Source organism: Bartonella sp. A05, assembly GCF_026930145.1.
GTDB lineage: Bacteria > Pseudomonadota > Alphaproteobacteria > Rhizobiales > Rhizobiaceae > Bartonella.
This window is the reverse complement of sequence record NZ_JANHOJ010000003.1, coordinates 228871-240823: the sequence shown is the minus strand read 5'-3', so window position 1 is coordinate 240823 and position 11953 is coordinate 228871. Positions and strand designations below refer to the sequence as shown.

Genomic DNA, 11953 nt, shown 5'->3' with positions numbered 1-11953 from the left:
GAGACACGGTAAATTCTATAATAATATGCAATCTCAAAAAGGGTTCTATAACCATTTATGTTGTGTCCAAATAAGAACTTTCGGATTTTGTTGAAAAATATGACCATGAAAAACGAAATATAAATATTGGTAGCTATCAATTTATGCGTCAATAAATCGCCGTAAAGTTTTTTCAAGGTGCTACTAGGTACGCTTAGTTTGTTGCTAAGCAATTAGGCGCAATGAGTCGTGTTGTTTGCGATAGAAAGTTCAAGTGGATTATGCATTATTTCCAATAAATAACAGGTAGATCTGTGTCGTACGCGTGATATTGAGAAGTGTTAAATCAATTATTTTGTTAATTTTTTCTCAAAAAATACTGTGCTGGGGCATTGTCTGAGAAGATAAGTGGTTAATCAGGTTTTATTGATGTCTTATTACCTCTTCACTAGATTATGTGGAGAGAGTGTGGGAGTTAGTACTTATTATTGATAATTGTTTTTATGTTTTATGATTGTTCAATTCAATTTTTAGCGCAAATATTAAAGATTGAGTACAATAGATAGTAAAATATATGGCAAATAACTCTCAAAAATAATGTAACTGCTGGTTTAGTGGACGATTGATTGTAAGCATTACATGGTACTCGTGAATTGAAAAAAAGGATTTTTCTATGTATCAGATTGACTATAATAGTTATCGTTCTGTAAAAAGTTTTAATCGTCGCATCCGTTTTTTGGTAATGCACTATACTGCAATTGATTTTAAGGCTTCAGTCGCAGCTCTTACCGGATCTTTAGTGAGTTCGCATTATCTTGTTCCTGATCCTTCAGAAAAGACGTATATTGAAGCGGGTTTTAAGGATATGCGTATTTTTAATCTGGTTGATGAGAATGAACGTGCATGGCATGCGGGTGTGAGTGCATGGGCTGGACGCAATAATTTAAATGATACATCTATTGGAATTGAGATAGTCAATTTAGCAAGCTGCCATTCTTGTTTTTTTGAAAAAGTTGGAGAGGATCTTAAGGATTCATATGTTTTGAATCTGCTTGATGAAAACAAGCATGCATGGTATGCTGATATTCGTGCATCGGTTAGATGTAAAGATGATAAATCGATTGATGCAGGTAAGGCAGTCAGTTTAGTTACTGATAATAATGGGGTGTTAGCATTTCCTCCCTACAATCCAACGCAAATTGCTGCAGTTAAAGAGCTTGCATTGAATATCCTGAAACGTTATCCAGAGATTACGCCAATCAATGTTGTTGGTCACAGTGATATTGCTATTGGAAGGAAAAGTGATCCAGGTGCAGCTTTCCCGTGGAAAGAACTTTATGATGCGGGTATAGGAGCATGGTATGATGATGAACTAAAGGCTCATTATCAGTCGCAATTTAGTAAGAGTCTTCCTACTAAAGAAGATATTTTGGCTAAATTGAACCAGTATGGATATGATATTTCTTCTGCGGGCACCGAAAGCGGATATAAAAGTTTAATTAGAGCATTTCAACTTCATTTTCGTCAAGAAAATTATGATGGAATCCTAGATATTGAAACAGCAGCGATTATCTATGCATTGGTAGATAAATATTTTTCATCAAAATAGCGCAATTCACTTTAATTTAAATTATGTAGAGCTGCTATAGTGTAGGTTTTCTATATATGCAGTTCTACCCAGAGTATTGCTATCACGTTAGATCGGCAGAAAAAATATTATTTACAGTCAAAGAATAAATCAATACAAATGATGTATGGTCTTTTATACTACAGAAGCAATTTAATGATGCCGAAAAGGAAAATTTATTGGGCAAAAATGATTAAAGTTGCTAACTTACTTATTTCATTGGACTTCTTGAGATAGAATGGTGCCCAAAAGAGGACTCGAACCTCCACGCCTTGCGGCACAGGTACCTGAAACCTGCGCGTCTACCAATTTCGCCATCTGGGCAATGAAAGTCATCTAGGCTTATGAAACAATTCTGTCAATAAAATTATAGAAATTTATTGATTAACTGAAAAAACATGAAATATAAGTTATTGAATCGATTGTATTTTAATTATCTAATGTTCGATGATCTTCTTTGATAAAATTGTTGAGTCAGCATTATACTCATAAATAATTGGAATACCCGTGGCAAGTTCTGTCGTTATGATTTCTTCACTGCTGAGGCCTTCGATTGCCATAATAAGAGCACGAAGAGAGTTGCCATGCGCTGCTACCAAAACAGTTTGAGAGCGCAAAATATAAGGTTGAATATGGTGAATATAATAAGGCCAAACACGTGCACCGGTATCACGCAGACTTTCTCCACTAGGTGGGGCAATGGCATAAGAACGACGCCATATATGCACTTGTTCTTGTCCCCATCGTTGACGTACTTCATCTTTATTCAGACCAGATAGATCCCCATAGTTGCGTTCATTCAATGCTGAATTTTTCACCAATTGTAGATCCGGTTGTCCTATCTGTGCCAAAATATGTTGAGCTGTTTTTTGTGCACGCTGTAGAGTGGAGGTATAAGCAATATCAAATTTAAAACCCGCTGCTTTTAAATTCTTTCCTGCTGTTATTGCTTCTGCGTGGCCTTTTTCTGTCAAATCTGGATCTTTCCAACCAGTGAACAGATTTTTGCTATTCCATTCACTTTGTCCATGACGAATTAATACAAGCGTGCGTCCCATTATGAATATCCTACAGTAGAGTTATTGACTGTTGAACATTAATCATCCAATCCTAAAACATCGAGCATTGAATAAAGACCATTTTCGCGATTCTGTGCCCATAAAGCTGCTTTTAAGGCACCATTAGCAAAAATAGAACGTTTTTGTGCTGAATGTGAAAGAATGATGCGTTCATTGGAGCCTGCGAAAGTAACACTGTGGTCGCCAATGACAGTTCCACCTCGTGAGCAGGCAAAGCCAATAGTGCCTTTTTTACGTTGTCCTGTATAGCCATTGCGTTCGTTAACATAAACATCCTTAAGCGTAACGTTGCGGCCTTTGGCTGCTGCATTTCCAAGAAAAAGAGCTGTTCCAGAAGGGGCATCAACTTTGTTAGAATGATGCATCTCATAAATCTCAATATCAAAATCATCAGCGTCTAAGGCTTTAGCTGTTTTTCTCACAAGATTCGCCAACAGATTAACGCCAAGGCTCATATTTCCGGATTTAACAATGGTTGTATGTTTCGCGAAAGCGGCAATTTGTGTATCTTCCTCTTTGCTAAATCCAGTTGTTCCAATAATATGAACAAGACCTTTTTGAGCCGCATAATTAGCATACGCCACACTGGCTTGTGGCTGAGTGAAATCTAAAATACCTTCTGTGTGAGAAAAGGCATCTTCTGGATTATCTGTGACGCGCACTCCGAGATGTTCTGAACCAATCAAAATGCTGGCGTCTTTTCCTACGAAAGGTGACTCTTGGCGTACAAGTACAGTACTGAGCTCAATATCTTTTCTGTGCTGGATAGCTGCAATCAGCTCACGTCCCATTCTGCCATTAGCACCAACAATTGTAAGGCGCATATCCTTCTCCTTATGACGCTTTATTTTTAATTATAGGCAAATTCTCTTGCTCTTTCCAACAGTTCTTTTTCCATATAGAAAAAAATCGTTCGCAGGTTTGGTGTTTAATCTAATAGTTGGTTTGTATACACTTATGACAAGAAATACATTGGTTATCATTATAGAAGAAACAGCATGAATGCAGAGCAAAGATTGTTCAAAATATTTTGAAGAATATGTTGCTGCATCGATATATTATTTCCTATAATGCATAAGTTTTGTATATGGAGAGGAGATATTATAGATAAAAGTCAACGTTATTTTTATTTTGTTATACACATATTATTCATAATTTCAGTTATCTTAATTGGTTTGTGTTTTATGATGTGATGGGATTATCCTTTCTGTAATCTGCTTAAAAGTCAAGATCTGCATAATGAGGGCTTGGTGCAATGCCTCGAATGCGGTCAGTTAAAAGAGAACGAAAGGAAGGACGCGATTTAATTCGCATATACCATTCTCGAGCAGAAGAAAATTTCTCCCAGTCAATTTCTCCCAGAAAATCAAGGACAGAAATAGAAGCTGCTGCTGCTAGATCCGCATAGGATATTTCAGAGTCAACCAACCAGTCGCGAGATGCACAGAGCCAATTTAGATAGTTCATATGTGGTGGAATATTGGCACGTGCATTGCGTAAAATTTGCGAATTAGGAGCTCCGCCACCAATAGCTAACGGCATTTCAAGTTTATAGATTCGTTCTCGCATAATATGGCGTGTGATTTCATTTTCAAATTTGTTTAAAAACCAGTCGTTAAGACGACGCACCTCCGCACGTTTTAGAGGATTTTCGGGAAAAAATTTTTTTTCTTGTCTTAGTCCACCACGTGTTTCATCTAAATATTCATAAATAACAGTGGCTCCAGATAACGGGATTTCGCATTCAGCAAGAAGAACGGGTAAATTACCAGCCGGATTAAGTGCAAGAAATTCAGGTCTTCTTGCCCATTCATGCTCTTCTATTAGATGAATGTCTACACCATATTCTTCCAGAATAAGACGTATGAAGCGGGAAGCAGAAGATAGAGGATAATGAAAAAGTGTCAGCATAGTTTATATGATCCAATAGAGTCGATGGATTCTTTAAGGTAACAGAAATTTTATAAAGGTACTTTACTGTAAGTACAAGATTATTAACAACGAACAGAAGTTATGTTTATAACATTAAGTTGTATTTATAACAAAGATAGAGGTATATTTTATCGTGTTATTGCTTGCAAAATAGCTGCACGTAATTCTTCTAAACCTACAACTTTTTCTGAAGAAGTGGCTATCAACTCGGGATAAGCGGCTGGATGTTTTAGAAGATTTATTTTTGTTGTTGTTATTACGTTTTCAAGCGCACTCGATTTAATTTTATCGCTTTTGGTTAAAACAATTTGGTAAGAGACAGCGGCTTTATCAAGAAGATCAAGAACATCTGCATCATTTTTTTTAATTCCATGGCGTGAATCAATTAAAACATAAACGCGTTTGAGTGTTGTGCGACCCCGTAAATAGTTGAAAATCAGCTGTGTCCATGCATCAACCAGATTTTTGGGAGCTTCTGCAAAACCATAACCAGGCGTATCTACGAGAGCCATAGGAGGGAGATCACCTGGTTGGCTACTGAAATCAGGTATAAAATAATTGAGTTCTTGAGTCCGCCCTGGTGTATTTGATGTACGCGCTAAATTTTTTTGTCGGACAAGGGCATTGATGAGGGAAGATTTTCCGACATTAGAACGTCCCGCAAATGCAATTTCTGGTGGTCCCTCAGGTGGAAGAAATTTTATCGAGGGAACACCGCGAATGAAAATCCAATTACGAGAAAAAAGTCCAGAAAGAGCAGGACAATGTGTCATTTATGCACTTCTTTTCTAGGTTTCTTGCATACAAGAGCTTTAAGGTTATCCAAAAGCTCAATTTTAACGCCTTGACGTTTCATCATAATGCTTTGCTGAATAATCGATAAAGTATTGTTCCATGCCCAATAAATGACAAGGCCTGCAGGAAAGGATGCTAACATAAAGGTAAAGATAGCTGGCATCCACATAAAAAGGGTGGCTTGTGTTTGATCTGAGGGAGATGGATTCATTTGCATTTGTAGGAACATTGTGATCCCCATGATTAAAGGCCATGCACCAATTACTAGAAACGCCGGCACTGCATAAGGCAATAAACCAAATAGATTAAAAATAGAAGTGGGATCAGGTGCTGCTAAATCTTGAATCCAACCAAAGAAAGGCGCATGCCGCATTTCAATGGTGATATAAAGAACTTTATAAAGAGCAAAAAATATCGGAAACTGAACAAGTACTGGCCAGCAGCCAGCGAGTGGATTGATATTCTGGGTTTTATATAATTCTATTATTGCTTGTTGTTGTTTCGTTCGGTCATTCGCATATTTTTCTTTGATTTCCTGCATCATGGGATGCATAAGTTTCATACGTGCCATAGATTTATAGGATTTATTTGCCAGCGGGAACAAAAACGCTTTTAAGAGCACTGTGGTAAGAAGAATAGCGATACCAAAATTACCTGTTTGTTTGTAAAGAAAATCAATGAGAGAAAACATTGGCTTAGTGATGAAGTCAAACCAGCCCCAATCAATCAAAAGACCAAATTTCTTAATTTGTAACTGATTTTGATAGTGATTAATGGCTTCAACTTCTTTTGCACCAGCAAAGAGGCGGTTGGTGATGGTTTTTGTCTCATGAGGAGAAATCGTTAAAAGTTTGTTGCGCAAGTCAGATTGATAGTGTGTGTTCAGTTGGTCAAAATAAATAAAACGACTCTCATATTCCTTATCTTGTGGGGGAATAACCGCTACAGCCCAATATTTATCAGTAATGCCAATCCAGCCTCCCATGACGTTGGGAAAAGTCACACTCCTCTGGCCATTTTCGGGATTGGGGCTCATTTCTGCTAAGTCTTTATATTTTTCAGTTTTAAGCGAATTTCCTGCAATACCGATCATGCCTTCATGGAGCAAAAAGGTTGCATTTTCATGTTCTGGTGGGGCAGTGCGTGCAACTCGAGCATAAGAGGAAAGAGATATAGGATTGTCACTTTCGTTACTAATCGAGTCTTCAATAGTAAACATATAATGATTATCAACTGAAAGAATACGGCGGAAAATTTGCCCTTGTCCGTTATTATAAACTAAGATGACGGGTGTTAAAGGAGTTAACGTTGTATTATCACCTTCTATCTGCCACTGTGTATTCGATTGTGGTAAGGCTTTTAGGGATGAACTCGTAAAACCAAATTCAGCAAGATAGGTTGTCTTGAATCCATGAGGGTTTAGTAAAGCAATTTGAGGCGATGTTTTATCAACAGTTCGATGATATTTTTTGAGCCAAAGATCATCAAATTGTGCACCAACGAGATTAATGGAGCCTTCAAGTTCATCAGTTTTAATCATAATACGGTTTGTTTTGGCCAATTCCGCATCACGGAGTTCAGGTGTCATTGGGCGATTGGTTATAGGTTCCAATGTCCGCGCGGCATCAGAGATATAAGCATCAGCATTAGGAAGTTCTGTATTTTGTTTTGATAATTGCTGTGTAATTGCTCGCGTTTCTTGCATCTTTTTTTGTTGGGGAACCACATAAATAAAATGCCATGCGACAAAAACAATAAGGGACAATCCAATGGCGATAAAGAAATTGCGATTATATTCCATTCTTACTATCCTATTACCGTTGCGGATTTTTTGTTCTTGGTTTCATCCGTCGGCTTAATTCACTTATAAGAGATGTGAAAGGTGCATGAAGTGCATCTCGATGCGCCACAATCACATAGTCTGTTCCTGCTTCTATGTTGCTTGATAACCCGACCCGAACCGCTTCGCGCAGACGCCTTTTTATGCGATTGCGTTTAACAGCATTGCCATTTTTACGCGTTACAGTAAAGCCCACACGTGCAGCCGGAAGATGTTGCATTTCAGCTGGTCGTTCACGGGATTTAACTTCAAGAAGAAACAAAGGACCACGTCGTTTTTCCCCTGTCCGTACAGCTAAAAAGTCCGCTCTTTTACGAATACGGCAGGGATATTTTTTCTTCATAAATGACGCTTCTCAGTTCCATTAAATTTCTAAAAAAGACAAGCATTTGATGTTTATAATAAACACTTCACCTGTAAGAGAATAACTCAAAACACTCAATTTGTTGTGAAAGCTTAAACTATCAAGCGGATAAACGCTTACGTCCGCGAGCACGCCGAGCTGCAAGAATTTTACGACCACCAGCTGTCGCCATCCGAGCACGAAACCCATGGCGGCGTTTACGAACGAGTTTAGAGGGTTGGTAAGTACGTTTCATTTATTTAAATACCGCGGGTATGCGGCCCTTCTTGATTCTATAGTGCAATTACACACTCGATAAACAGTTTTATCCTGTTATGTTCGACGACTTTCGACGTAGATTGTAATCCTATAAGAAAAAGTCTGAAAAAAGTCAATCTTAGATTACTTTTCTATTTTAGGAAAAATGCGAAAAGATTATTAATATTCTCAGTAAGTTTTCAGCAGTTCTGTTGAGTTATAATAACTTAGTTTGTCCTTGTTTTTCCTGTATTTAAGAATGAACAATAAAAAAATTAAGCTTAAAGCAAAAATTGATGATTTAAAGAGAGAATGGTGAAGCGTTGTTTTTATGACTATAGATGTAATTCTGAATATTCATCGTTGTATTGTACAGCATAAAAGAAGGATGCTCAGTTTTAGCTCTTGAAAAGAATTTTAGAACACTTCATAACGTGATCGTAGGATGCAATATTGGTTATGAGATTTTGCACAGAGTTTATGTTCTGAAGCTTTTTGCGTGGGGATGATTTAGCATTTTGAGAAAGGTAAAGCATAATATGCTTAACTTTATTTTTCTGATAAAGAAAAGAAGGGAACATTTAGACAACAGTTGACCTGATTTTTTTTCATCCTTATTGCTGTATTTTCCAGCATTTGTACAAAGAGGAAAGAGCGTGGATCCTATCATACGTGAAACTATCCGCCACGAATTACGTAAAATTAAAGGGCCAGATTTGAAAAGCGATATTATATCGCTAGGACTTCTCTCGGAAATATTAATTGCTGATGGCAAGGTTTTTTTTTCCATTACGGTTCCTGATGGGCGTGTGCAGGAATGGGAACAGTTACGTCGCACAGCTGAAGAGGTCGTGCGGGCTATAGATGGAGTCGAATCTGTTGTTGTAACGCTTACAGCAGAGAAAAAATCAAGGATACTTTCTCAATCGCACAAAGATGCGTTTTTTGCTTCTCCAAAACATAAAGCGCGTGCATTGCTTAGAAAAATGCCAATAGAAGGTATTAGGCATGTTATTGCGGTTGCTTCTGGAAAAGGGGGAGTTGGAAAATCTACAACGGCGATTAATGTCGCTTTAGCCTTACAAGATGCTGGTTTCAAAACGGGCTTGATGGATGCGGATATTTATGGTCCATCACTGCCACGTTTGACAGGACTTGTTAATCGAAAATCAGAGCTAGTTGATGGAAAGAAACTTCAACCTCTTGAAAAATTTGGCCTTAAGTTAATGTCGATGGGGTTTCTGATTGAAGAAGAAAAGCCAATGGTATGGCGTGGTCCCATGGTGATGGCGGCTATAATTCAATTGCTAAGAGATGTTTTGTGGGGTTCTCTTGATGTTTTGGTGGTTGATATGCCGCCGGGAACAGGAGATGCCCAATTAACACTTGCTCAAAATGTATGTTTAACAGGAGCGTTGATTATTTCTACCCCGCAGGATCTTGCTTTGGTTGATGCCCGTAAAGCGATGGAAATGTTTATGAAAGTCGATATTCCTATTTTAGGGCTTATTGAGAATATGAGTTATTTTATTGCGCCTGATACGGGAAAACGTTATGATATTTTTGGCTATGGTGGGGCGCGTGCAGAAGCAGAAAGCCGGGGTATTCCTTTTTTGGCAGAGGTGCCGCTTGATGCTGTTTTACGGTCTTCTTCAGATGATGGGGTGCCGATTTTTGTGGCTGAGCCTGAAGGGAATTATGCCAAGATTTATCGTGCAATTATTAATCAGGTGAGAAATAGGCTTTCTTGAATTTGAGATTTTTTCATGTTCATGGGCCTCACAAGATAAAACGATCTTGTAATATATTAGGATGGAGTGTGTTGATGGCCATTGCAATGCGTGAACGCCTTATTGTTGGATTAGATGTTCCAGATATTAAACAAGCGGAGACATTGGTCACGCAATTGGGCGATCATGTCAGTTTTTATAAAATTGGTTATCAGTTTGCTTTTGCTGGGGGAATGGAATTTATCCAAGATCTTATTCGGGCGAACAAAAAAGTATTTTTCGATATGAAATTGCTGGATATAGATCATACTGTTGCAAAGGCTGTAGAAAACATTGCAAAATTGGGCGTTTCAATGCTAACGTTACACGCTTATCCAAAAGCGATGCAAGCAGCTGTAGCAGCGGTTCAAGGAAGTGATTTATGTTTGTTGGGTGTGACAGTTTTGACGTCGATGGATGAGACCGATTTGCAAAATGCGGGTTATAGAGACAATCTAAAAGATTTGGTGCTTAAAAGAGCTGAGCAAGCGCGGCAAGCAGGAATGGGAGGAATTGTTGCCTCAGCGCTTGAAGCAAAACATTTGCGAAAAGTTATCGGGGCGGATATGGCATTGGTAACACCAGGGATTCGTCTTGCGGGAGGCGATACAGGTGATCAAAAGCGGGTTATGACGCCAAGAAAAGCATTGGATTCTGGGGCAAGTCATCTTGTTGTAGCACGGCCTATTATTCAAGCAGTCGATCCTTTGGCGGCGGCAAAGAAAATATTGGCAGAAATGGTTGGTGATTGTCGTTGAGAGCTAGGCGGATGGAGCAGCGGATATGAAGTTTGAGTAGTTGAATATGCGTGAAAAAGAATATTTTATAGGCGGTCATGCTTATTCTGCACCAGTTTTAGAATCAGCGCTGTATTTGGTGGCAACTCCCATCGGAAATCTTACAGATATAACCATTCGTGCTTTGCAAGTCCTTGCAGGAGTTGATATTTTAGCTTGTGAAGATACACGGATGGCGCGTATTTTGTTGGAACGCTACGGCATTCAGAAAAATCCGGTACTTTATCATGAGCATAATGCGCACAAAGCAGGGGTAAGACTTTTAGAGGCTTTAGCAGAAAATAAAACGGTAGCACTTGTATCAGATGCTGGAACGCCACTGATTTCTGATCCGGGGTTTCGATTGGTGAGAGAAGCGCGTAGCGCTGGTCACAAAATTGTTCCAATTCCCGGTGCGTCGGCTCTTTTGGCTGCTATTGTAACAACAGGTCTTCCTACGGATAGTTTTTTCTTTGCAGGTTTTTTAAGTGCGAAGAAAGCGCAACGTCAAAAACGGTTGGAACAATTAAAATCCATTCCTGCGACTTTAGTCTTTTATGAATCGCCTCACCGTCTTGTAGAAACTTTGCAAGATATGGTAGCAATTTTTACGGCTGATAGACCCGCTGCTATCTGTCGCGAATTAACAAAAAAATTTGAAACAGTAGATGTATCCAATTTAGGCGATTTGCTTGAACAATATGGGCAAAAAACGCGGATCCGTGGAGAAATTGTTGTGCTGATTGGAGAAGCGATCATCTCTGTAGAGACGATGAGTACTCAAGAAATTGATGAGATATTATTAGAATTGGCCAGTATGCATTCTGCTTCTCGGGCGGCTGCTTTAGCAGTAAAGAAAACAGGTTTAAAAAAGCAGGAACTTTTTCAGCGTTTGACCCTTTTAAAGGGTACATAAGAATTATGCAGAAAAAACGCAGACAGGAATCTTTTTATCGTGGTGTTCGTGCAGAGAAATTGGCAGCTTGGTGGTTGCGTTTGAAAGGTTTTCATATTGCAGCAATTCGTTTTAAAACAAAGTGTGGTGAAATTGATTTAATTGCACGACGTGGAAATCTTGTTTTAATGGTTGAGGTAAAAGCGCGTTCAACATTAGCTGAAGCAATGAATGCCGTTGGTCGGATGAATGAAAAACGCATTGAGGCAGCAGCAAATATTTGGTTGGCACGACAGAAAGATTATTCTCGTTTATGCGTACGTTTTGATCTAATTGCTATTTTACCATGGCGTTTGCCACGTCATATTCCAGCGTTTTTTAAATCTGATGAGTGAATGGCCTGTATGTCGTTTTAAAATCATAATGCTTAAAGCATTTCATTCATTTTAACGTTATGAGTGGGTGGTATGGATAATGAATAAATCTATTGAATGGATTATATAAAAACATAGTATTTTCAATCTTTTATATGTATTACAAAAAATTGATATTATGCTTAAAAAGTGATGCACATTAGCTTTTTTTGTTTGTGCTTGACCTTTATTTTTTTATCTGAAAAGTTATGCTTCAAAAGTCGCTAAAGGTAATCGTGATTAGGTT

At 38.4% G+C, this 11953-nt stretch carries 12 protein-coding genes and 1 tRNA gene; 5 read left to right on the top strand and 8 right to left on the bottom strand.

Annotated elements, in window-relative coordinates; all coding sequences use genetic code 11:
- The first annotated feature begins 652 nt into the window (after positions 1-652).
- Positions 653-1588: an N-acetylmuramoyl-L-alanine amidase gene (locus NPX98_RS04650; RefSeq protein ID WP_269022959.1), complete on the top strand. Its 936-nt coding sequence runs from the start codon at positions 653-655 to the stop codon at positions 1586-1588.
- A gap of 257 nt (positions 1589-1845) precedes the next feature.
- Here the strand turns inward: NPX98_RS04650 and NPX98_RS04645 are convergent.
- From NPX98_RS04645 to rpmH, 8 genes are all read right to left on the bottom strand, one after another.
- Positions 1846-1930: transfer RNA gene (locus NPX98_RS04645), tRNA-Leu, on the bottom strand.
- A 113-nt stretch (positions 1931-2043) separates the two neighbouring features.
- The gene (locus NPX98_RS04640; RefSeq protein ID WP_269022957.1) at positions 2044-2664 is read right to left on the bottom strand and encodes a 2,3-bisphosphoglycerate-dependent phosphoglycerate mutase; all 621 of its coding nucleotides are present in this window, start codon (positions 2662-2664) and stop codon (positions 2044-2046) included.
- A gap of 38 nt (positions 2665-2702) precedes the next feature.
- A complete protein-coding gene (gene dapB / locus NPX98_RS04635) occupies positions 2703-3509 on the bottom strand; it encodes a 4-hydroxy-tetrahydrodipicolinate reductase (protein ID WP_269022955.1) in 807 nt (268 codons plus the stop codon).
- A 394-nt stretch (positions 3510-3903) separates the two neighbouring features.
- Entirely contained in the window at positions 3904-4596 is a 693-nt protein-coding gene (locus NPX98_RS04630) for a glutathione S-transferase family protein (RefSeq protein ID WP_269022953.1), read from the bottom strand.
- 149 nt (positions 4597-4745) lie between these two features.
- On the bottom strand, positions 4746-5390 hold the full coding sequence (gene yihA / locus NPX98_RS04625) for a ribosome biogenesis GTP-binding protein YihA/YsxC (protein ID WP_269022951.1): 645 nt from the start codon (positions 5388-5390) through the stop codon (positions 4746-4748).
- Complete coding sequence (gene yidC / locus NPX98_RS04620; protein WP_269022949.1) at positions 5387-7213, bottom strand: membrane protein insertase YidC; 1827 nt, start codon at positions 7211-7213, stop codon at positions 5387-5389. The genes yihA and yidC overlap by 4 nt, the downstream gene beginning before the upstream one ends.
- Before the next feature lie 13 nt (positions 7214-7226).
- Positions 7227-7595, bottom strand: a complete 369-nt coding sequence (gene rnpA, locus NPX98_RS04615; RefSeq protein WP_269022947.1) for a ribonuclease P protein component — start codon at positions 7593-7595, stop codon at positions 7227-7229.
- A gap of 121 nt (positions 7596-7716) precedes the next feature.
- A complete protein-coding gene (gene rpmH / locus NPX98_RS04610) occupies positions 7717-7851 on the bottom strand; it encodes a 50S ribosomal protein L34 (protein WP_269022946.1) in 135 nt (44 codons plus the stop codon).
- 658 nt (positions 7852-8509) lie between these two features.
- On the opposite strand from rpmH, the gene NPX98_RS04605 reads away from it, so the two are divergent.
- From NPX98_RS04605 to NPX98_RS04590, 4 genes are all read left to right on the top strand, one after another.
- Entirely contained in the window at positions 8510-9604 is a 1095-nt protein-coding gene (locus NPX98_RS04605) for an Mrp/NBP35 family ATP-binding protein (RefSeq protein ID WP_269022944.1), read from the top strand.
- 74 nt (positions 9605-9678) lie between these two features.
- Entirely contained in the window at positions 9679-10380 is a 702-nt protein-coding gene (gene pyrF / locus NPX98_RS04600) for an orotidine-5'-phosphate decarboxylase (RefSeq protein WP_269022942.1), read from the top strand.
- A 46-nt stretch (positions 10381-10426) separates the two neighbouring features.
- Entirely contained in the window at positions 10427-11314 is an 888-nt protein-coding gene (gene rsmI / locus NPX98_RS04595; RefSeq protein ID WP_269022940.1) for a 16S rRNA (cytidine(1402)-2'-O)-methyltransferase, read from the top strand.
- Between the two features lie 5 nt (positions 11315-11319).
- The gene (locus tag NPX98_RS04590) at positions 11320-11688 is read left to right on the top strand and encodes a YraN family protein (protein ID WP_269022938.1); all 369 of its coding nucleotides are present in this window, start codon (positions 11320-11322) and stop codon (positions 11686-11688) included.
- Positions 11689-11953: the final 265 nt, after the last annotated feature.